15 protein-coding genes are annotated in these 21188 nt (G+C 72.3%); 11 read left to right on the top strand and 4 right to left on the bottom strand.

What is annotated here, in order from left to right; all coding sequences use genetic code 11:
• Positions 1-223: 223 nt before the first annotated feature.
• Positions 224-661 carry a type 2 periplasmic-binding domain-containing protein gene (locus rosag_RS01185; RefSeq protein WP_284348171.1) on the bottom strand — a complete coding sequence of 146 codons (438 nt, stop codon included), beginning with the start codon at positions 659-661 and terminating at the stop codon, positions 224-226.
• A 10-nt stretch (positions 662-671) separates the two neighbouring features.
• Complete coding sequence (locus rosag_RS01180; protein ID WP_284348170.1) at positions 672-1802, bottom strand: hypothetical protein; 1131 nt, start codon at positions 1800-1802, stop codon at positions 672-674.
• Between the two features lie 285 nt (positions 1803-2087).
• Here rosag_RS01180 and rosag_RS01175 point away from each other — a divergent pair, with 285 nt between their 5' ends.
• Positions 2088-4124 carry a methyl-accepting chemotaxis protein gene (locus tag rosag_RS01175; protein WP_284348169.1) on the top strand — a complete coding sequence of 679 codons (2037 nt, stop codon included), beginning with the start codon at positions 2088-2090 and terminating at the stop codon, positions 4122-4124.
• Positions 4125-4157: 33 nt separating this feature from the next.
• Here the strand turns inward: rosag_RS01175 and rosag_RS01170 are convergent, their stop codons facing one another.
• Complete coding sequence (locus rosag_RS01170; RefSeq protein ID WP_284348168.1) at positions 4158-5603, bottom strand: hypothetical protein; 1446 nt, start codon at positions 5601-5603, stop codon at positions 4158-4160.
• A 211-nt stretch (positions 5604-5814) separates the two neighbouring features.
• On the opposite strand from rosag_RS01170, the gene rosag_RS01165 reads away from it, so the two are divergent.
• From rosag_RS01165 to rosag_RS01120, 10 genes are all read left to right on the top strand, one after another.
• A complete protein-coding gene (locus tag rosag_RS01165; RefSeq protein WP_284348166.1) occupies positions 5815-7065 on the top strand; it encodes a GntR family transcriptional regulator in 1251 nt (416 codons plus the stop codon).
• A gap of 180 nt (positions 7066-7245) precedes the next feature.
• A complete protein-coding gene (locus rosag_RS01160; RefSeq protein WP_284348165.1) occupies positions 7246-10428 on the top strand; it encodes a SusC/RagA family TonB-linked outer membrane protein in 3183 nt (1060 codons plus the stop codon).
• Positions 10429-10444: 16 nt separating this feature from the next.
• Positions 10445-12031 carry a RagB/SusD family nutrient uptake outer membrane protein gene (locus rosag_RS01155; protein WP_284348164.1) on the top strand — a complete coding sequence of 529 codons (1587 nt, stop codon included), beginning with the start codon at positions 10445-10447 and terminating at the stop codon, positions 12029-12031.
• Positions 12028-13320 carry an alginate lyase family protein gene (locus rosag_RS01150; RefSeq protein WP_284348163.1) on the top strand — a complete coding sequence of 431 codons (1293 nt, stop codon included), beginning with the start codon at positions 12028-12030 and terminating at the stop codon, positions 13318-13320. Before rosag_RS01155 ends, rosag_RS01150 begins: the two co-directional genes overlap by 4 nt.
• Before the next feature lie 166 nt (positions 13321-13486).
• Positions 13487-15700, top strand: a complete 2214-nt coding sequence (locus rosag_RS01145; RefSeq protein WP_284348162.1) for a heparinase II/III domain-containing protein — start codon at positions 13487-13489, stop codon at positions 15698-15700.
• A gap of 163 nt (positions 15701-15863) precedes the next feature.
• A complete protein-coding gene (locus rosag_RS01140) occupies positions 15864-16622 on the top strand; it encodes an SDR family NAD(P)-dependent oxidoreductase (RefSeq protein ID WP_284348161.1) in 759 nt (252 codons plus the stop codon).
• 4 nt (positions 16623-16626) lie between these two features.
• Positions 16627-17004 (top strand): cupin domain-containing protein, encoded by a 378-nt coding sequence (locus rosag_RS01135; RefSeq protein WP_284348160.1) that lies wholly within the window; start codon positions 16627-16629, stop codon positions 17002-17004.
• 107 nt (positions 17005-17111) lie between these two features.
• Positions 17112-18446, top strand: a complete 1335-nt coding sequence (locus tag rosag_RS01130) for an MFS transporter (RefSeq protein ID WP_284348159.1) — start codon at positions 17112-17114, stop codon at positions 18444-18446.
• Entirely contained in the window at positions 18443-19561 is a 1119-nt protein-coding gene (locus rosag_RS01125) for a pectinesterase family protein (protein ID WP_284348158.1), read from the top strand. Before rosag_RS01130 ends, rosag_RS01125 begins: the two co-directional genes overlap by 4 nt.
• 110 nt (positions 19562-19671) lie before the next feature.
• On the top strand, positions 19672-20145 hold the full coding sequence (locus rosag_RS01120; RefSeq protein WP_284348157.1) for a TonB-dependent receptor plug domain-containing protein: 474 nt from the start codon (positions 19672-19674) through the stop codon (positions 20143-20145).
• A 189-nt stretch (positions 20146-20334) separates the two neighbouring features.
• Here the strand turns inward: rosag_RS01120 and rosag_RS01115 are convergent, their stop codons facing one another.
• Positions 20335-21171, bottom strand: coding sequence for a PIG-L deacetylase family protein (locus rosag_RS01115; RefSeq protein WP_284348156.1), 837 nt, complete (start codon positions 21169-21171; stop codon positions 20335-20337).
• Between the last annotated feature and the right edge of the window lie 17 nt (positions 21172-21188).

The following is a 21188-nucleotide window of genomic DNA, read 5'->3' as shown; positions in this document are numbered from 1 at the left end:
CCTCCCGTATCGGCCCGCCCGGAACGTTCCTGAACGCGCGAATGCGCGTTTCACGAAAGTGTCAGAAAGACGTATCCCATCTCGCGAGATCGACGATTCCGGATGACGGGAATCGCGGCCGACGCCATGAAGCCGCCGTCAGATCCGCGCGCGAGCGCCGCGACGCACGAGCGCCCGCCCCGCGACGTCGCGGAGCGGGCGCTCGAAGCTGCGGAAGGTGCGCTTACTTCAGGCTCAGGACCTTCACGCCGTCCGTGCCCGCCGCCGCGCTGACGTAGCCGATCGCGCCCGGCGTCGCCTTCACGAAGTCCAGCACGTCCTTGTCGGAGGCCTTCGTCGCCGGCGGCACGTCGCCGCCCGAGAAGATCTTCTGCTGCCAGTACTGCTGGACCGCGCCCACCGGACGGCCGACGACCTTCTTCGAGAAGGCCTCGCGGACCGCGGCGGCCGGAGCCTGGTCGACGGGCGTCACCGACGCGCCGCCGACCTTCGTGACCTGCTTCAGGAACACCTTCTGCGCCGTCGGGGCGTCGATCGCGTCGACGGCCAGCGAGGCGTTGGCGACGAGCTTGAACTCCTGCGCCGCGAGCGGGCGGGCCGCCGTGCCGAGCAGACAGACGGTGAGGACGGCGACGAGCCGCGCGAGAAACTTGGGGGTCATCTTCGGGTCCTCAGAAGGAAGCGGCGACGCTGGCCAGGATGTAGCGCGTCTTCGAAGCCGGCGCCATCACGACCGACGTGGGAGTCTGCGAGCGGATCACCGGCACCGACGTGTCGAACGCGTAGCCTTCGCGCCAGTGGTGCTCGAGCTTGAGCACCGTGCTGCCGGTGAGCGAGAACACGCCCGCGACGCCCGCGGTGCGCGTGTCCATGTACATGCGGTTCGCCGCCGGGTTGGTCGCGTACAGCTTGCGGATCGTGTAGGCGTGCTGCCCCGCGATCGCGAAGCGGTCGTGCAGGCGCGTCGTCAGCCACGTGTAGCCGCTACGGTTGTCGTTCACCGGGCCGTAGCCCGTGATGCGGCCGTGCTCCGTCTGCAGCTTGAAGATGCTCACGGTCGCCTCGGCGCTGCCCATCACGTTCGAGCGATAGCCGCGGCCGGTGGTCTGGATGAAGCCGTAGCGCGCGCCGTACAGGCCGAGCTTCGCGTTCGCGACCGGCAGCGTCAGGTAGCTCTGGCCGCCGAACATGTTCTCCGTGCGGGCGATGCGGAGCTGCTGGCCCTGCGCGGTGCTGGCCACCGTGCGGTTCTCGCTGCCGCCCGCGAAGGCGTGCTGCTCGAAGCCGATGCCGAAGGGCAGCTCGTGGCGGTAGCTGACGACCGCGCCGTCGATCGCGTCGAACGCCTCGAGCTGCAGCTCGGTGGGCGGACGGAAGAACGGGATCACCGTACCGATGTAGCGCACCTCGTTCAGCAGGCCGCGCGGCAGCGGGTTGCGGCCCACCTTCACGGTGAAGTCGCCTTCCTTGTGCTGCCAGTAGGCCCACTGCATCGTCACGTCCGCGATCGCGCCCGCCAGCGGGCTCGCGCCGAGGCGGCGGTTGAACACCTGCGCGACGATGTGGTCCTTTGGCGTCAGCGCGAAGCGCCCCTGCAGCGTGAAGACGCGGTAGTCGGACGTGCCCTTCTGCGGGATGCCGAAGACGCCGATGCTGTCCGCGCGGCCGTAGCCCGCGTTCAGGGCGCCGTGCAGCTCGAGGCGCTCGAGCACTTCCTGCGCGGAGACGCCGGACACCGGCGCCGCCATCAGTCCGAGCGCGAGCCCGAGGCCGGCGCGCGAGACGAGGCGATGATGCGACATGGGGGGAGGGAGAGGAGTGGAACGAGGCGTGTTGCAGGGGAGTGTCACAGTGCGAGATGTCGTGCATGCACTCGCGACTGCCGCTTCATATCGGCGGTGTCATCTCGATTCTTCAGCGAGGAACGCATGATTCACGAAAACGTCAGAAAGCCTTGTGGCACTTGGTGAAAATCGTGAATTCCTCGGTAAAGAAGGGAGCAGATCGGTCGACACTCTGACCCGTCCGGCCGCGGCGTCGTCGCCGGTGCGGCCGCGTGACCCAGCCTCACGTCACTCCTTCTACTGATGCTCCGTCTCCCCACGCTCACGGTTCGCGCGAAGATCGTCCTCCTGCCCACGCTCGCGGGTGTCAGCGCGGTGCTCGTCCTTGCCGCCACCTTCTTCTTCGGCCGCCGCACGCAGGCGGACTTCGTCACGCTGGAGCGCGGCCACTACGCGGCGCTCGACCAGAGCCGCGCCGCGGAGGCCGACCTCACGGTGCTGCAGCGCGTGATGCAGGACGCCGTCGCCGCCAGCGACGCCGGCGCGCTCACCGCCGCCGACTCGGTCGCGGGCGTGCTGAAGGGCCATCTGGAGTCGTCGAAGGCCAACCCCACCGTGCGCGCCGCGGAGCTGGACGCGCTGCAGGCGATGGCCGCCACCTACTACACGACCGCGCGCCCCGCCACCGAGCGCATGATCGCCGCCGCCGCGGGCGACACGACGGTCTCGCAGGACTCCGTGATGGCCGGCGTGCAGACGATGCGCGCCTCGTACAACGCGCTGAAGGACAGCCTCGCCGCGCGCACCAGGCGCCAGGAGGCCGCGGTGTCGGCCGCGTTCGCGACCGCGCGCGCCAACCAGGCGCAGACGGTGCCCGTCGTCTCGGCCGTGCTGGTGATCGGCATCCTCGTGCTGGCGCTGCTCTCGGCGTGGATCATCCGCAACGTGCTGGCCGCGCTGCGCGGCATGGCGCGCGCCGCGCAGGGCATCGCCCGCGGCGACGTGGACCAGGTGGTCGAGCACCGCTCGGCCGACGAGCTGGGGACGCTCGCGCAGTCGTTCCGCGAGACCATCGGCTACCTGAAGGACGTCGCCGGCGCCGCCGACTCGCTGGCCCGCGGCGACCTGTCGGTGAAGGTCGCGCCGCGCTCCGAGCAGGACGCGCTGGCGCGCAGCATGGCCCGCGCGACGGACACGCTGCGCCGCGTCTCCACCGAGACGCAGGCGCTCATCGACGCGGCGCGCGACGGCGACCTGCGGCGCCGCGGCGACGCCGCCGCGTTCGAGGGCGCGTACGCGGAGCTCGTGGGCGGCACCAACCGCATGCTCGACGCGATGACGGCCCCGCTCACCGAGGCCGCCGCGGTGCTGGTGCGCGTGGCCGAGCGCGACCTGAGCGCGCGCATGGACGGCGCGTATCGCGGCGACCACGCCGCGCTGGCGGCGTCGCTGAACCGCGCGCTCGACAACGTCCGCGACACGCTGGCGGACGTCGGCCACGCGGCCGCGCGCGTCGGCGACGCGGCGGCGCGCATCAGCACCGGCAGCGAGTCGCTGGCCGCGGGCACCAGCGAGCAGGCCAGCTCGCTGGAGGAGGTGTCGGCGTCGCTCGCGGAGCTGGGCGCCGAGGCGCGCCTGGCGGCGCAGAACAGCGAGGAGGTCAACCGCCTGACCGGCACGGCGCTGGAGCGCGCGGAGTCGGGGCGCGAGGGGATGCGCCGCCTCGCGGACGCGGTGCACCGCATCAAGTCGTCGGCCGACCAGACGGCGAAGATCGTGCGGACGATCGACGAGATCGCGTTCCAGACCAACCTGCTCGCGCTCAACGCCGCCGTGGAAGCCGCGCGCGCCGGCGATGCGGGCCGCGGCTTCGCGGTCGTCGCCGAGGAGGTGCGGGCGCTCGCGCTGCGGAGCGCGGGTGCGGCGCGCGACACGGCCGACCTCATCGAGGGCAGCGTGCGCACCGCCGACGAGGGCGTCACGCTCGGCGCCGACGCGCTGGCGCGCTTCGACGAGATCGCGGGCGAGATCGCGCGCGCGAGCGCGGTGATGGGCGAGATCGCGGCCGCGAGCGCGCGTCAGGCCGACGGCGTCGCGCAGATCACCGCCGCCACCGAGCAGATGAACCGCGTGACGCAGCACGCCGCGTCCAACGCCGAGGAGAGCGCGGCGACGGCGGTGGAGCTGTCGGACGAGGCCAGCGGGCTGCAGGCGGCGCTCGACGCCTTCACGCTGGGCGCGGGCGATGCGCGCCCGCAGCACGAGACGTTCGACGACGAGGCGGACGACGACGTCGTGATGCCGCCCGCCGTCGCGCAGCGGATGCGCGTGGGCGTGTGACGCGCGTGTGGTGACCGGGACCGGCCCGCGCGGTCAGTCCTGCCCGGCGAGGATCCTCGGCGCGCCCACGGCGCCCGGCGGGTTCTCGCCGTTCGCCTGGTAGGGGATGCACCACGCGCGTCCGTCGAGCGCGATCCCGCACGCCGTGTACGACTCGACGCGGAAGGTGCGGAAGCGCAGCCCCTGCGTGATCGGGATGGGCGCGCGGTTGTACGGCCAGCACCACCCCTCGCCGTCGGCCGTGAGCCCGCAGGCCGAGACCTCGCCGGCGGAGATGGTGACGAAGGTGCGACCCGGTGCGGCGGGCGCGGGGCGCGTGCCATACCACCAGCACCACGCCTCGCCCGCGCGCGTGAGGCCGCAGCCGCCGTTGGCCATGGAGATCGCCGCGAAGCGCATCCCGTTCGCGCCGCGAACCGGCTCGCGCACCGCCTCGGGCCCACGCACGCCGGCGGTGTCGTTGCCGAAGTAGTAGCGGTAGCCCCAGCACCACACCGCGTCGTCCGCGTCCAGGCCGCACGTCACGGCCGGTCCCATGGCGAGGTCGCGCAGCGGCGGCGCCGCGCGCACCGGCGTCGGCGCGGGGACGGTCGCGGGCGAGGGTGACGACTCGCCGGCGCCACCCGCGTTCCCCGCCCAGTCGTGGCCCCAGCACCAGGGAGCGCCGCCCGCCGCGAGGGCGCACGTGGTGCCGTTGACCAGCCACGCCCCGACGGCCAGCCGCGCCCACGGCAGCGGGGTCGGCTCCTCGCGCGGCGCGTAGTCGCACCGGCCGCGCGGCAGCGTGTCGGCGCACGGGACGATGCCGTTCGTCGTCGCGGCGAGCGCCCCCCAGCAGAACACGCGGCCGTCGGCGGTGAGGCCGCAGCGCCGCCCCCAGCCGACGGCCAGCGTCGTGAAGCGCGCGCGGGTGCGCACGAAGGTGGGCGCGTCGCTGGGCCATGACCCGCACCGGTAGCCCTGGCTCGGGCTGATCCAGGCGCACGACCGCAGCGTCTCGGCGCCGATCATCCCGTTGGAGTTCCCGCCCCAGCAGAGCGCCTCGCCGTCAGTCGTGAGGGCGCAGCCGTCGTCCCCGGCCGAGGGCCAGACGTCGCGGTAGCGCACCGTACGCACGACGACCGCGAGGCGGACGGTGCGGCCGGCGGCCGACCCCACGACCACCGTGCGGCCGGGGCGGCGTCCGGTGACCTGGCCCTTCTCGTCGACGGTGGCGACGGTCGTGTCGAGGACGGTGAAGCGGACCAGCGTGTCGGAGGGGGTGCCGAGCGAGTCGCGCGCGTCGCCGTGGAGCCAGAGGCGGCCGCCGGGGACGACCGGGAAGGCGAGCGAGTCGGGGACGACGGCGGGCGGCGGGGGCGGGGGCGGGGGCGGCGTCCCGTCCCCGTCCGGCCGCGCGGGATCGGAGCAGGCGGCGACCAGGGCGAGGAGCCCGAGCGCGGCGAGACGCGGGAGGCGGGGAGGGCGGGACGGCGACATCGAGGGCGGAGGCGGGCGACGTCGGAGCATACCGCCGGCGGCCGCCGCCGTCATCGTTTCGTTGCTGCTGTGCAATACCATTGACAATATCAATTCCCGCGGCGTACTATCGCGGCGCTGTCGGACCGCCCCCATCGCCCCCCGATGGAGACGCGTCCCGGCACCGGCGCACGCCCCTCCCGCGCCGGCGTCCCCTCCGCAGAGGCGCGTCGTGAGCAGCAGCATCGACCCCGGCTCGGCCACCCCGCTCTACCAGCAGGTCGCCGCCGACCTGCGGCAGCGCATCGTCGCCGGGGTGCTGCCCGTCGGGGCCCGCGTGCCGCCCCACCGCGAGCTCGCCCGCCACTACGACGTCTCGCTCATCACCATCAACAAGGCGCTGGCCGGCCTGGTGAGCGAGGGGGTGCTGCACAGCCGCGTGGGGCGCGGGACGTTCGTGGCGGTGCGCCCGGCGCCGCCCGCCCTGCCCGCCCCGGCGGGCGGCGGCGCCGACGCCCGCCCCCACACGGGCAGCGGCGCGCCCATGCTCGGCTTCGTGCTCCGCGACCTGAGCAGCCCGTTCTTCTCGCTCGTCGCCCACGCCGCGCTCCAGCGCGCCGACGCCGCGGGCTACGGGCTGCTCTTCTCGTCCAGCCTCAACCGGCTCGACCGCGAGGAGGAGCAGATCCGCCGCTTCCTCGACCTCGGCGTCCAGGGGCTGGTGATCGCGTCGATGAGCCGCACCTACCGGCTGAGCGAGCCGATGCAGGCGCTCCAGGACGCCGGCATCCCGTTCGTCATGGTCTCCTTCATCGAGGGGGAGGACGTCCCCTTCGTCGGCGGCGACCTGCACGACGCCGGCTACCTGGCCGGCCGTCACCTGATCGAGGTCGGGCGCCGGCGGCTGGGCTACGTCGGCGACCGGTTCGGCAGCACGATGTTCGAGCTCCGCTCGAGCGGCTACCGGAAGGCGGCGCGCGAGGCCGGCCTCTCGATCGACGACCGCTTCGTCTTCGAGTACCCGTACGAGGGCGAGTGGAACGACTACCGCTCGGGGCGGACGATCGGCGAGCACGTGGCGGCGATGGCGGAGCGGCCGGACGCCATCTACGTCCACAACGACCTGGGCGCGCTGGGGCTCATGGACGGGCTGCTGGCGCACGGCATCCGCGTCCCCGAGGACATCGCGGTCGTGGGGCTGGACGACATCGAGCTGGCGGCGCGCGCGAGCATCCCGCTCACCACCGTGCGCCAGCCGACGGACCGGATCGGCGCGCTGGCGGTGGAGACGGTCCTGGCCCGCCTGCGCGGCGAGCACCCGCCGACGCGGCAGCTGCTGGCGCCCGAGCTGATCGTGCGCCGGTCGTGCGGCGCGCCGGCCGCCGCCCGCACGGTCGACGCCCGCCCCGCGCCCCACTACCGCCGCCCCCGCTCGCTGGCCGAGCGCGCGGCGCTGGCGACTGCCGCGGAGGCGCCGTCATGACCCTGACGCTCAGATCCCAGCACCCGCCCTGACCCGCGCGTTGTATCCGCCGTACCCCGCGCGCCACCGGAATCGGGTTCGAAGTCCGGAGTGCCGCGGAGAATGTTCGTTCCGCGTACAAACCCCAGCCGGCGGCGACCGACCGCCGCCCGTCCTCCCTCCCGTTCGGAGAACCATCTCATGAAGTGGGCGAAAGGTCTCTGCTCGCTCGCCGCGCTCGCCGCTCCCGTCGCCGTGCATGCCCAGGTGCAGACGGGACGGATCACGGGCACGGTGACCATCGCGCCCGGCGGGCAGCCGCTCGCCGGCGCCAACGTGCTGGTCGTCGGCACCGAGGTCCGCGGCTCCACCGGCCCGGACGGCCGGTTCACGCTCGGCAACGTGCCGGCCGGGTCGCACCAGCTGCGCGTGCAGCGCATCGGCTACGCGCCGGTGACGCAGACGGTCGTCGTCACGCCCGGCCAGGCGGCCGTCGCCAACGCGACGCTGCAGCCGCAGGCCGTGCAGCTGGCCGAGATCGTCAGCATCGGCTACGGCACGCAGAGCCGCCGCGACGTCACCGGCTCGGTGGCGACCGTGACGACCGAGGCGCTCGACAAGGCGCCCGTGGCCACCATCGACCAGGTGCTGCAGGGCACCGCGCCGGGCGTGCAGGTCACGACGGCGTCGAGCGAGCCCGGTGGCGCGCTGTCGATCCGCATCCGCGGCACGTCCTCCATCACCGGCAGCGCCGAGCCGCTGTACGTGGTCGACGGCTTCCCGATCGAGAACGACATCGAGGGCTCGTCGGCCGGCAACGGCGGGCGCACGCGCACCACGCCGCCCAACCCGCTCTCGACGCTCAACCCGAGCGACATCGAGTCGATCAGCATCCTCAAGGACGCGGCATCGACGGCGATCTACGGCGCGCGCGGCGCCAACGGCGTCGTGATCATCACGACGCGCCAGGGCCGCGGCACGAAGCCGCAGTTCGGGCTGGAGACGTACGTCGGCGCGGCCAAGGTCGCCAAGACGTACGACCTGCTGAACGCGCAGCAGTACATGGACTACGCGAACACCTTCGCGGCCAACGCCAGCACGCCGTACACGCCGTTCCCGGACAGCGTGAAGGCGCGCATCCTGGCCGCGGGCACGGACACCGACTGGCAGGACGAGATCTTCCGCACCGCGGGCGTGCGCAACCTGCAGCTCTCGGTGCGCGGCGCCACCACGGCCGCGTCGCCGACGCGCTACAACCTCTCGGGCGGCGTGTTCGACCAGCAGGGCGTGGTCGTCGGCTCGGGGCTGCGGCGCCTGTCGTCGCGCCTCAACCTGAACCAGGCGTTCGGCTCGCGCGTGGAGCTGGGCGGCTCGTTCACCGCCAGCCAGGCGCGCAGCAAGGCGATCCCGTCGTCGGGCCAGCAGAACGCCGGCGCCGGCGCGATCTCGGGCGCGCTGCAGTACGTGCCGATCCTGCCGGTGCGCCGCGCCGACGGGACGTACTCGTACATCAACACGGACCTCAACGCCTTCGCGACGCAGCTCGACGCGCCGCAGACGCCCAACCCGGTGTCGCTGGCGCGCGAGGTCAAGGACTCCCTGAGCGACACGCGCCTCCTGGGCAACGTGTTCGGCCAGGTGGACATCCTCGAGGGCCTGCGCTTCCGCACCACGTTCGGCGCAGACAACGCGAACCGCTGGCGCTACACGTACTACCCGCGCACGACGCTCCGCGGCGAGCAGTCGCGCGGCGAGGCGATCCGCGCCAGCAGCAACACGACCTCGTGGCTGAACGAGAACACGCTGACCTACCAGCGCGAGTTCGGCGGGATCCACGACATCAACGTCCTCGGCGGCTACTCGCGCCAGCACACGGACGTCGATGGCGAGAACATGAACAACACGAACTTCGTCAGCGACATCACCGGCTACTACGACATCGGCGCCGGCACGCAGGAGGGCGGCCCCGGCATCTCGTCGCGCCGCACGGCGCAGGCGCTGGAGTCGTGGCTGAGCCGCGTGAACTACTCGCTGCTCGACCGCTACCTGTTCACGCTGACCTACCGCGCCGACGGCAACTCGCGCTTCGCCGAGGGCAAGAAGTGGGGCGCGTTCCCGTCCGCCGCGGTGGCGTGGCGCGCGTCGTCGGAGCCGTGGCTGCGCGGCATCGACCAGCTGGACGAGCTGAAGTTCCGCGCCTCGTACGGCCTCGCGGGCAACCCGTCCATCCGCCCGTACCAGTCGCTGTCGCGCCTCAACGACCAGGGCTACAGCTTCGGCGGCACGCCGTACGCCGGCTACTACCCGGTCGCCGTCGGCAACCCGGACCTGACCTGGGAGACGACGCGCCAGCTGGACCTCGGCGTCGACGTCGGCTTCCTCGACCGCTTCACGGTCACGGCCGACTACTACCGCAAGCGCACGAGCGACCTGCTGCTGCAGATCAGCCTCCCGCTGGAGACGGGCTTCGAGAGCGCGCTCGCCAACCGCGGCTCGGTCGAGAACCGCGGCTTCGAGTTCGGGATCGACGCGCAGATCTTCAACGCGAAGGACCGCGGCGCCTTCTCGTGGCGCGCGAACCTGAACTACGCGACGAACCGCAACGAGGTCCTCGACCTCGGCGGGCCGGACCGCATCTTCGCCGACCTGATCACGACCGACTACAACCTCCCCGGCTCGATGATCCAGAAGGGGAAGCCGATCGGCGTGTTCTACGGCTTCCGCAGCCTGGGCATCATCCGCGACTCGGCGCAGGCGGCGACGGTCACGTACAAGAACTTCAACAACTCCGCCTTCCGCGCCGGCGACATGCTGGTGCAGGACCTGGACGGCGACGGCGTCATCACGCTGAACGACCGCACGGACATCGGCGATCCGACGCCGAAGTTCACGCTCGGCCTCACCAACACCTTCGGGTGGAAGGGCCTCGAGCTGACCGGGCTGCTCCAGGGCTCGTACGGCGGCAAGGTGCTGAACGTCAACCGCATCCGCACCGAGAGCTCGCCGCGCGTGAACGTGTCGCGCGAGCGCTTCCTCGACGCGTGGACGCCGACGAACCAGGACGCGAAGTACCCGCGCATCGGCGAGAACCCGAACCAGGTCGGGACGAACAACTTCACGTCCAACCTGCTCGAGGACGGCTCGTACCTGCGCCTCCGCACGCTGACGCTGTCGTACGGGATTCCGCGCTCGCTGCTGCGCGGCGCCAACGTCACGGGCGCTCGCGTCTACGTGACCGGCACGAACCTGTTCACGATCTCCGACTACACGGGCTTCGATCCCGACGTGAGCGGCCAGTCGGTCGGCAACACGAACCGCGGCATCGACATCGGCGCCTATCCGCTGGCGCGGACGGTGACCGCCGGCCTGAACTTCTCCTACTGACCGGCCGAGGACCGACATGAAGCATACCAAGCGAGTCGCCGCCCTCCTCGCCGCCCTGACGGCGGTCTCGGGGTGCTCGGACGACTTCCTGACCGAGGTGCCGTCCGACTTCGTCGCGCCGGTGACCTTCTACAACAACGCCGGCGACGCGCTCGCCGCCGTCAACGCCGCCTACGCGACGTTCGTCAACCTCCAGTCGCCGCTCGGCAGCAGCGACTACGTCGGGCGCAACCTGTACATGCTGGTCGAGTACCCAACGGAGACCGTGACCAGCCGCCTCAGCGCCGCCAACGAGCGGTCGCTGATCGGCAACTTCAACGCCCAGTTCACGTCGTCGCACCCGTACCTGGAGTCGGTGTGGCAGGCGGCCTACGCGGGGATCAACCGCGCCAACTCGGTGATCGGCCGCGTGCCCGACGTCCCGATGGACGAGACGCGCAAGGCGCAGATCATCGGCGAGGCGAAGTTCCTGCGCGCGGTGCACTACTACTGGCTCGCGGGGCTGTTCGGCGGCGTGCCGCTCAAGCTCACCGAGACCACGAGCATCGACGGCGGCAACCTGGCCCGCGCGACGACGGCCGAGACGTACGCGCAGATCGCCAAGGACCTCACCGAGGCCGCGGCCGTCCTGCCGGCGAGCTGGCCCACGGGCGACTTCGGCCGCGCCACCAAGGGCGCCGCGCTCACCCTGCTGGGCAAGGCGTACCTGCAGCACGCCGGCGCGTACGGCGTGACGGGCGACTACCAGAAGGCGCTCGACGCGCTGCGCCAGGTGACGGGCTACTCGCTCGACGCCAACTACGCGAGCCTGTTCGACGGCAGCAACGAGCGCAGCCCCGAGATCATCTGGTCGATCCAGAACACGCGCGTCGACGGCTACGGCGGCACGCTCACCGAGTGGTTCTCGCCGATCACCAGCCCGCAGATCTTCCAGGGCGGCGCGCAGAACCAGTTCCAGGCCGAGCGTCCGTTCTACGACTCGTATGCGGCCACGGACGTGCGCAAGAACGGCACGTGGCTGACGTCGATCACGTACAACGGGAAGACGGTGAACTGGGCGTGGACGTCGGGCATCCAGACGGCGACCAACTACGGCTCCACCGGCCCCGGCGTGCGGAAGTACGTGGACTTCGCGGCCGCCGACGGCGGCGCCGAGGGCCCGGACTACGTGATGCTGCGCTACGCCGACGTGCTGCTGTCGACGGCGGAGGCGATCAACGAGATCTCCGGCCCGACCGCGGAGGCGTACACCCTGGTGAACCGCGTGCGCACGCGCGCGGGCATCCCGAACCTGACCGCCGGCCTCGCGAAGGCGGCGTTCAAGGACAGCCTGTTCGCCGAGCGCCGCCTGGAGCTGGCGATGGAGATGCACGGCGTGTTCGACAGCCGGCGCAACTGGGCGTGGGCGAAGTCGCGCCTGCAGGCCAACGTCGCCAACCTCGCGACGCTCAACCGCAGCCCGTTCACCAGCAGCACCGAGAAGTTCGTGGCCGGGCAGGTGATCGACGACAAGTGGAAGCTGTACCCGATCCCGGCGCGCGCCTGCGAGCTGAACGACCAGCTGGCCCAGAACCCGGGCTGGACGGACGTGATCTGCAAGTGAGCACCCTCGCCATGAGGGCGCTGGCCTTCCCCGTCGCCCTCGTGGCGACCGCGGCGTGCGCGGGTGCGCACGCCGCGGCCCCGCGGGCCGTGACCGCCGCCGCCCAGGCGCCGGCGGCCGCCACGGCCTCCCGCACCGACGCGCCGCGCACGATCGTGCTGCGTGCCGAGGCGCTGGCCGAGACGCGGCGCCGTGTGGCCGCGGGCGACGCGTCGGTGATGCCGGCGCTGCGCAAGCTGGTGCAGGACGCGGACAAGGCGCTGCGCGCGCCGCTGGTCGCGGTGACCGACAAGCGCTCGGGCCTCGCGCCCAGCAACGACCCGCACGACTACTTCAGCCTCTCGCCGTACTGGTGGCCCGACACCACCAAGGCGAACGGGCTCCCCTACGTCCGGCGCGACGGGGTCACGAACCCCGAGAGCAAGCGCGACCTCGACCAGCCGCGCGTCGCGGCGCTCGGCGCCAACACGCTGACGCTCGCGCTGGCGTACCACCTCACCGGCAACGAGGCGTACTCGCGCCGCGCGGCCGAGCAGGTGCGCCGCTGGTTCCTCGACCCGGCGACGCGCATGAACCCGCACCTGCGCTTCGCGCAGCTGGTGCGCGGCAACCCCGCGGAGCGCGGCAGCGGCATCATCGACACGCGCTGGTTCATCGAGACCGTGGACGCGGTCGCGCTGCTGCGCGGCTCGCCCGCCTGGAGCGCCGAGGACCAGCGCGGCATGGAGCAGTGGTGCGCGGCCTACGCGACGTGGCTGCGCGAGAGCCCCAACGGGAAGCACGAGCAGGCGGCGCGCAACAACCACGGCTCGTGGTACGCCGCGCAGACCGCGGCGCTGGCGCTGTTCGCGGGCGACACGGCCGGGGCGCGCGCCATCATCGAGGGCGCGAAGCCGCGCATCGGCTGGCAGATCACGCCCGCCGGCGACCAGCCGATCGAGCTGGAGCGCACGCGCTCGTACCACTACAGCAACTTCAACGTCGAGGCGCTGACGCGCCTGGCCGAGATGGGCCGCCACGTCGGCGTGGACCTGTGGCGCTACCAGGCGCCCGAGGGCGGCTCGCTGCGGAAGGCCGTCGACCACCTCGCGCGCCACGCCGCCGATCCCAAGACGTGGCCCGGCCAGCAGATCGACGCGGTCGACCTCGACCTGCTCGTGCTGACCTTCCGCCGCGCGCAGCACGCGTGGAGCGACGCGCCCTACGCCGACGTGCTGCGGAAGCTGCCGGCGAAGCTGGTGCAGGAAGACCGCAGCGCGCTGCTCTACCCCGACGCGCGCGCGCGCTGACGTATCACCCGATCGTCGTCCCGATGCTGGTCCTGATCCTGATCCCGAGCGTAGCGAAGGAGCAGGAGCACGAGACGGCGAGGGACCCCGGTTGCGCACGACTCACTCGGCCGGCCGCGCAGGTTCCTCGCTGCGCTCGGAACGACAGCACCAATTGAGTAGCCGAATGCCCGTATCGATCCGTCGTCTCGTCCTCGGCGCGATGACCGCCGCCGCGCTGCCCGCGGCCGCCAGCGCCCAGCAGAACCAGCACCCCAGCATCTTCATCACGCGGCAGGAGGCGACCGAGATCCGCGCGTCCGCCGGGAAGTACCCGCTGCTCGACCGGTCGATCGCCGCGGCGCGCGCGATGGTCGCGCGCGCGATGGCCAACCCCACCGACGTCCCGCAGCCCGGCGAGGCCGGCGGCTACGCGCACGAGCGCCACAAGCAGAACTACCGCGAGATGCAGGCGGCCGGCCTGCTGTTCGCGATCACCGGCGACGAGAAGTACGCGCGCTTCGTGCGCGACATGCTCGAGAAGTACGCCGTGCTGTACCCCACGCTCGGCGCGCACCCGCTGAACAAGAACCAGTCGGCCGGGAAGCTCTTCCACCAGAGCCTCAACGACGCGACGTGGCTGGTGGCGACGTCGATCGCCTACGACTGCATCCACGACTGGCTCAAGCCGGCCGAGCGCGCGCGCTTCGAGAAGAACGTCTTCCGCCCGATGGCGGAGTGGCTCTCGACCGAGCACGCGCAGGAGTTCGACCGCATCCACAACCACGGCACCTGGGCCGCGGCCTCGGTGGGGATGCTCGGCTACGTCATCGGCGACACGTCGTACGTGAACCGCGCGCTGTACGGCACCAAGCGCGACAAGACCGGCGGCTTCCTGCGCCAGCTCGACCTGCTGTTCTCGCCCGACGGCTACTACATGGAGGGCCCGTACTACATCCGGTACGCGCTGATGCCCTTCTTCTACTTCGCCGAGGCGGTGGAGCGGAAGCAGCCGTCGGTCGGCATCTACGCCTACCGCGACAGCATCCTCAAGAAGGGGCTCTACTCGGCGGTGCAGACGGCGTATCCGAACGGGATCTTCCCGCCCATCAACGACGCGTCGCGCACGATGGCGGTGGACGCGCCCGAGGTGACGCTGGCGGTGGACCTCGCGTACCGCCGCTACGGCGCCAACCAGAACCTCCTCGGCATCGCCAACCTGCAGAACGCCGTCGTGCTGAACGGCGCGGGGCTGGGCGTCGCGCGGGCGATGGCGGCGCGCAGCACGCCGCCGGCGGTGGGCTTCGGCTCGGTCGAGTTCACCGACGGCCACGACGGCCAGCGCGGTGGGCTCGGGATCCTGCGCTCGGGCACCGGCCGCGACGCGTCGATGCTGCTGATGAAGTACGGCGTGCACGGCCAGGGGCACGGCCACTTCGACAAGCTGCACTTCACCTTCTTCGACGGCGGCCGCGAGGTCGTGCCGGACTACGGCTTCAGCCGCTGGATCAACATCGAGCCGAAGTTCGGCGGGCGGTACCTGCCGGAGAACGACACGTACGCGATGCAGACCGTCGCGCACAACACGGTCGTCGTGGACCAGACGACGCAGGCCGCCGGGAAGGAGTCGGCCAGCGAGGCCGCGTGGGGCGAGCGCCACTGGTTCGACGCGCGCAACCCGAATGCGCAGGGGATGAGCGCCCGCGCCGACAAGTTCTACCCGGGCGTCGGGATGCAGCGCACGATGCTGCTGCTGCGCGACGCGCGGCTGCCGTACCCGGTGGTGGTGGACCTCTACCGCCTCGCGAGCGGCGCCGAGCACACGTACGACTATCCCGTGCACTTCCGCGGGCCGCTGATCGCCACGAGCGTGAAGTACCAGGCGAACACCACGCGCCTGGAGCCCGTCGGCCAGAAGTTCGGCTACGAGCACCTGTGGAAGGAGGCGTCGGGCACGTCCGACTCGACGGTGCGGCTGACGTGGCTGGACGGGAGCCGCTACTACACGATCACGACCGCCGCCGCGCCGGGCACCGAGGTGCTGTTCGCGCGCACGGGCGCCGCGGACCCGAACTTCAACCTGATCGCCGAGCCGCTGATGCTCGTGCGGCGCCGCGCGGCGGACCACACGTTCGCGTCGGTGATCGAGCCGCACGGCTACTTCAACGAGGCGCAGGAGCGCAGCGAGCAGGCGCGCCCGCGCATCCAGCAGGTGCGGCTGGTCGGCAGCGACGCGCAGGCGACCGTCGTCGAGGTCACCGGCGAGGGCGGGCTGCGCTGGACGGTGATGGCCACCAACGGCGCCGCGAACGCGACCGCGCAGCACAGCGCGACGTTCGGCGGCCGGACGTACACGTGGACCGGCAACTTCGCGGTCGAGGGGCTGCAGGCGCCGCGCTGATCTCACATGAAGTCGTCCCGAGCGCAGCGAGGGACCTGGTGTGCGTGACTCCCGGCGAGTCTGACGGGATAAACGCTCCCGAAGAGCAGCTCACCAGTGCCGCATCGTAGGTCCCTCGCTCCGCTCGGGACGACATCTGAACGAGCACATATATCCCACTGACATGCATACGGATCTGCAGGGCAAGGTCGCCGTCGTCACCGGCGGCGCGCGCGACATCGGCGCGGCCGTCGTCCGCGCGCTCGCGGCGCGCGGCGCCTCGGTGGTCGTCAACTACCACGGCAGCGCCGACCGCGCCGCCGCGCTGGTGGCCGAGGTCACCGCGGCGGGCGGGAAGGCGATCGCGGTGAAGGCCGACGTCACGAGCCCGGCCGACGTGCGCCGCCTGGTGGACGAGACGCGCGCCGCCTTCGGCGACCGCATCGACATCCTCGTCAACAACGCCGGCGGCCTGGTGGCGCGGAAGACGATGGGCGACATGGACGTCGACTTCTGGCGCCACGTGATGGACCTCAACCTCACGAGCGTCTTCCTCGTCACGCAGGCGGTGCTGCCGCAGATGGGCGAGGGCGGCGCGATCGTGAACCTCTCGTCGCTGGCCGCGCGCGACGGCGGCGGCGGCGGCGCGCTCGCCTACTCGGCCGCCAAGGGCGCCGTGCTGACGCTCACGCGCGGCCTGTCGAAGGAGCTGGCGCCGCGCCGCATCCGCGTGAACGCCGTCTCGCCGGGGATGATCGCGACCACGTTCCACGACACGTTCACCAAGCCCGAGGTGCGCCAGGCCGTCGCGGCGCGCACGTCCGTCGGGCGCGAGGGCTCCGCCGACGACGTCGCCAACGCGGTGCTCTTCCTCGCCTCCGACGCCTCCGCCTACATCACGGGCGAGTCGGTCGAGATCAACGGTGGCCTCTACTTCGTCTGACCCCATGTCGTCCTCCACCTCCCTCCCCGCCACCGCGCCCGCCGACACGGCGTTCGTCGGCACCGCCGACGTCGCGTGGACGACCGTCGCCGCCGGCGTGCGCCGCCAGATCCTCGGCCACGGGCCGGACCTGATGCTCGTGCGCGTCGAGTTCGAGCGCGACGCCGTGGGCGCCGTGCACCACCATCCGCACCGCCAGGTCACGTACGTCGCCGCCGGCCGCTTCGCCGTGCAGGTGGGCGACGCGCGCCGCGAGCTCGGCCCCGGCGACACGTTCTTCGCCGTCGCCGACGTCCCCCACGGCGTCGTCGCGCTGGAGCCGGGCACGCTGATCGACGTCTTCACGCCGGCGCGCGAGGACTTCCTCGCGGCCAGCCGCTGATGTCCCGAGCGTAGCGAGGGAACTCGCGTGCGTGGGGGCTGGACTGCCACTCCCCACGGACGGTAGATCCCTCGCTGCGCTCGGGATGACCACCAACCCGTACGCGCATGACCGAGACAACGAGCACCCAGGTCCGCGTCGACGCGGCGGTGGGCCCCCGCCCCATCCGCGGGCTGCGCTGGTGGATCGTCGGCATGATCTGCATGCTGACGGTCATCAACTACGTCGACCGGATGACGCTGTCGGTGCTCGCGCCGACCATCCGCGAGGAGTTCGGGATGTCGAACGCCGCGTACTCGCGCGTCGTCACGACCTTCCTCCTCGGCTACACCATCTCGCAGGCGCTCAGCGGCAAGGTGCTCGACCGCATCGGCACGCGCGTCGGGTTCATGCTGTTCGTCGGCATCTGGACCGCGGCGTCGATGCTGCACGCCACCGCGCGCTCCGTGTTCCAGCTCTCGGCCTTCCGCTTCGTGCTCGGCATCGGCGAGGCGGGCAACTGGCCCGGCGCCGCGAAGGCGGTGGCCGAGTGGTTCCCCATCAAGGAACGCGCGTTCGCGATGGCGATCTTCAACAGCGGCTCGGCGCTCGGCGCCGTGGTCGCGCCGCCGCTCATCGCCTGGGTCGCGCTCACCTTCGGGTGGCGCAGCGCGTTCTTCGTCGGCGCCATCATGTCGGCGGTGCTGATGACGGCGTGGTTCCTCTTCTTCCGCACGCCGGCCGAGCATCCGCGCCTGTCGGCCGAGGAGCGCGAGTACATCGCGGCCGGGCAGGCGGAGGCGGACGTCGTCGCGTCGGGCACCGCGTCGCGCCGCCCGTGGCTCAGCCTCTTCAGGCACCGCCAGGTGTGGGCGCTGATCGCCGCGCGCTTCTTCACCGACCCGATCTGGTGGTTCCTGATCTCCTGGCTGCCGAACTACCTGAAGAGCGAGCGCGGGTTCAGCCTCGCGACCATCGGCATGCTGGCGTGGATCCCGTTCCTGTGGGCGGACGTCGGCAACCTCGCGGGCGGCGGCGCGTCGAGCCTCCTCATCAAGCGCGGCTGGAGCGTGGACCGCGCGCGCAAGACCGTGCTCGTCGGCAGCGCGCTCCTCATCCCGCTCGGCGTCGCGGTCGTCATCAACGCGAAGAGCGACGCGCTGGTGATCGCGGCGGTGAGCGTGATCGCGTTCGCGTTCCAGAGCTGGATCGTGAACGTGCACACGATCCCGTCGGACACCTTCCCGAAGCAGGACGTCGGCTCGGTGTTCGGGATCGGTGGCACGGCGGCGGGCATCGCCAGCATGGGCTTCACGCTGCTGGTGGGCCAGATCGTCGACCGCTTCGGTTACCGGCCGGTGTACGTGATGGTGGGCCTCATGGCGCCGCTGGCGGCCGCGCTCTTCCTGGTCATCATGCGGCGCATCGAGCGCGTGCCCGCGCTGGTGGAGCCGGCCGCATGACCGCGCGCGCGGCGCTGCTGCTGCTCGCGACCGTCGCCGCCGCGGCGACCGCCCGCGCGCAGGCGCCGTCACGGCCCTCACGGTGGAGCGCGGTGGTGGACGCGCGCTTCACCGGCACCGAGGGCGACACCGTGGCCGGCGCGCCGACGTACCGTACGCTCGGGCACGCGCTCGACGGGCTGCCGGCCAACGGCGCGCAGCGGGCGACGATCCTGATCCGCAAGGGCCGCTACCGCGAGAAGCTGACGATCGACCGCCCGCGCGTGACGCTCGTGGGCGAGCACCGCGACTCGACGGTTCTGACGTACGACGCGGCCGCCGGCCAGCCGACGCCCACCGGCGGCACGTGGGGGACGCGCGGCAGCTACACGCTGCGCATCATCGCGCCCGACTTCCGCGCCGAGCGGCTGACGATCGAGAACGCGTTCGACTATCCGACGAACGCGGCGAAGCCCGCCACCGATCCGACCAAGCTGCGCGACGCGCAGGCGGTGGCGCTGATGCTCGACCTCGGGAGCGACCGCGCGGCGTTCGTGGACGTGCGGATCCTCGGCCACCAGGACACGCTCTTCCCCAACGCGGGGCGCGCGTGGTTCCACCGCTGCGTGGTCGCGGGCAGCGTCGACTTCATCTTCGGCGCGGGCCAGGCGGTGTTCGACGAGTGCGAGATCGTGAGCCGCGACCGCGGCAGCCGCACGAACAACGGCTACGTCACCGCGCCCAGCACGCCCACCGACCAGCCGTACGGCTTCCTGTTCTGGCGCAGCCGGCTGACGAAGGAGCGTGCGGCGATGGCGCCGGCGACGGTGGTGCTGGGCCGGCCATGGCATCCGTTCGCCGATCCCGACGCGAACGGCAGCGCGGTGTTCGTGGACTGCTGGATGGACGACCACCTCGGGGCGAAGGGGTGGGACCGGATGTCGATGACCGACTCGACCGGCGCCCGCTCGTGGTGGGAGCCGGAGAGCGCGCGATTCTTCGAATCCGGGTCGCGCGGGCCGGGCGCGGTGGCGAGCCCCACGCGCCGCACGCTGACGCGCGAGCAGCGGGCGCGCTTCACCCCGGCGGCGGTGCTGCGCGGCTGGACGCCGTCGCGCACGGTGACGCCCCTGTGACACCGGTCCGTCCCTGACGGCGGGCTGACGGCGGGCGCCCGGGCCACTATGGCGGGAAGGCGTGCCGCGGCCGTATGCTGCGGGTGGACGTCCACCAGAGGGTTCCGCACATGCGTGCACCACATGCGGGCGCGGTCGCGCTCGTCCTGCTCGCCGCCGGCACCGCGGCCTGCGCCAGTGGCCGGGGCAAGGCCGGCGACTCGCCCCGCACCGCCTCCGACTCCACCGCCAGCGCCGCCGGCCCGCGTGCGGGCCAGGTCGCCACGGCGAAGGACTGGGAGAACCGCAGCACCGGGCGCGTCGAGGAGCTGTTCGTCGGCCGCTTCCCGGGCGTGCAGGTCTACCAGGCCGCGGGCGGCATCCAGGTCCGCATCCGCGGCGCGACGTCGCTGCGCGGCAACAACGAGCCGCTCTACATCGTCGACGGCTTCCCGTTCGCGCCGGGCACCGACGGGCTGATCACGCTCAACCCGAGCGACATCGCCAAGATCGAGGTGCTGAAGGACGCCGGGCAGATCGCGGAGTACGGCTCGCGCGGCGCGAACGGCGTGGTGCGCATCACGACCAAGCGCGGCGGGAAGTAGCCGTCTCGCGCCGGCCCCGAACGACAACGGCAGCAAGGATGAACGTCTGAGAAGATCGGATAACGACGGATGGCTCCGGTGCAGTGCGAGGAACCTCGCGCCACGCGGAGCCATCCGCTCCTATCAGATCTTATCCGATCTTCATCCTTGCAATGCCGTTCGCCGTTCGGGTCCGCGGCGCCATGCAGGTCACCGGAACACGTCGGTCCCCGGTCCGGTCGGAAACGCGGGGATGAGCGCGATCACGCCGTTCCACGCGCGCGCGGTGGCCGGCGCGACGCGCGCCGCGGCCTCCGCGGTGATCTGCGTCCGGTGGCAGGCCATCGAGCGCATCGCCGCCTCCAGGTCCTCGGGCGCGAACGGCACGCGCACCGTGAAGTACCGGTCCGCCGGGATCAGCAGCGGCGGCGCGCCACGCTGCGGGTTCATCGCGCGGATCGCCTCGGCCGGCAGGTTCATGTAGTACAGCCGCTCCGGCACGCCGGGCGCGCCGGCGCGCACGAGCTGCGTCACGAGCGCGCTGACGATCCGGTGGTCGGGATGCCCGACGCCACCATCCGGTCCCCACGTCACGATCGCGTCCGGCCGCAGGCGCTGCAGCTCCTCGGCGAGGCGCGGCGTCAGGCGATACAGCAGCGAGCGGTCGCCGACGTAGTCGCCCAGCCTCCCGTCGGGGAAGCCGAGCAGGATCGGCGGCTGGAGGCCGAGCGCGCGCGCGGCGCACCGCGCCTCCTCGGCCCGCACGCGGACCAGCTCCTCGCCACGCGGTCCCGAGTCCGGGCGCGCCAGGGTGCCCTGCTGCCCGGCGCCCTGCCCGCCGTCGCTCACGATCAGCAGGTGGACGCGCGCGCCCTCGCGGGCGTAGCGCGCGAGGATCGGCGCGACCGGCGCCTCGTCGTCGGCATGGGCGAGCACCGCGACGAGCGTGCGCGGCGTGGCGGTCGATGGTGCACGGACCTGCGCGCGCGCGGCGCACGGCGCGAGGAGCAGCAGCGTCCCGAGGACGGCACGAGCGCACGCGTGCATGGCACCCTCCGATGCGG

Origin of the sequence: Roseisolibacter agri, assembly GCF_030159095.1 — a bacterium.
Taxonomy (GTDB): Bacteria; Gemmatimonadota; Gemmatimonadetes; order Gemmatimonadales; family Gemmatimonadaceae; genus Roseisolibacter; species Roseisolibacter agri.
This window is presented reverse-complemented; position numbering and strand designations above follow the sequence as displayed.

What these genes read in the sequence shown, in the direction of transcription:
- rosag_RS01185 (WP_284348171.1), bottom strand. Translation starts at nt 661, where the DNA reads ATGACCCCCAAGTTTCTCGCGCGGCTCGTCGCCGTCCTCACCGTCTGT.
- rosag_RS01180 (WP_284348170.1), bottom strand. Translation starts at nt 1,802, where the DNA reads ATGTCGCATCATCGCCTCGTCTCGCGCGCCGGCCTCGGGCTCGCGCTC.
- rosag_RS01175 (WP_284348169.1), top strand. Translation starts at nt 2,088, where the DNA reads ATGCTCCGTCTCCCCACGCTCACGGTTCGCGCGAAGATCGTCCTCCTG.
- rosag_RS01170 (WP_284348168.1), bottom strand. Translation starts at nt 5,603, where the DNA reads ATGTCGCCGTCCCGCCCTCCCCGCCTCCCGCGTCTCGCCGCGCTCGGG.
- rosag_RS01160 (WP_284348165.1), top strand. Translation starts at nt 7,246, where the DNA reads ATGAAGTGGGCGAAAGGTCTCTGCTCGCTCGCCGCGCTCGCCGCTCCC.
- rosag_RS01155 (WP_284348164.1), top strand. Translation starts at nt 10,445, where the DNA reads ATGAAGCATACCAAGCGAGTCGCCGCCCTCCTCGCCGCCCTGACGGCG.
- rosag_RS01145 (WP_284348162.1), top strand. Translation starts at nt 13,487, where the DNA reads ATGCCCGTATCGATCCGTCGTCTCGTCCTCGGCGCGATGACCGCCGCC.
- rosag_RS01140 (WP_284348161.1), top strand. Translation starts at nt 15,864, where the DNA reads ATGCATACGGATCTGCAGGGCAAGGTCGCCGTCGTCACCGGCGGCGCG.
- rosag_RS01135 (WP_284348160.1), top strand. Translation starts at nt 16,627, where the DNA reads ATGTCGTCCTCCACCTCCCTCCCCGCCACCGCGCCCGCCGACACGGCG.
- rosag_RS01130 (WP_284348159.1), top strand. Translation starts at nt 17,112, where the DNA reads ATGACCGAGACAACGAGCACCCAGGTCCGCGTCGACGCGGCGGTGGGC.
- rosag_RS01125 (WP_284348158.1), top strand. Translation starts at nt 18,443, where the DNA reads ATGACCGCGCGCGCGGCGCTGCTGCTGCTCGCGACCGTCGCCGCCGCG.
- rosag_RS01120 (WP_284348157.1), top strand. Translation starts at nt 19,672, where the DNA reads ATGCGTGCACCACATGCGGGCGCGGTCGCGCTCGTCCTGCTCGCCGCC.
- rosag_RS01115 (WP_284348156.1), bottom strand. Translation starts at nt 21,171, where the DNA reads ATGCACGCGTGCGCTCGTGCCGTCCTCGGGACGCTGCTGCTCCTCGCG.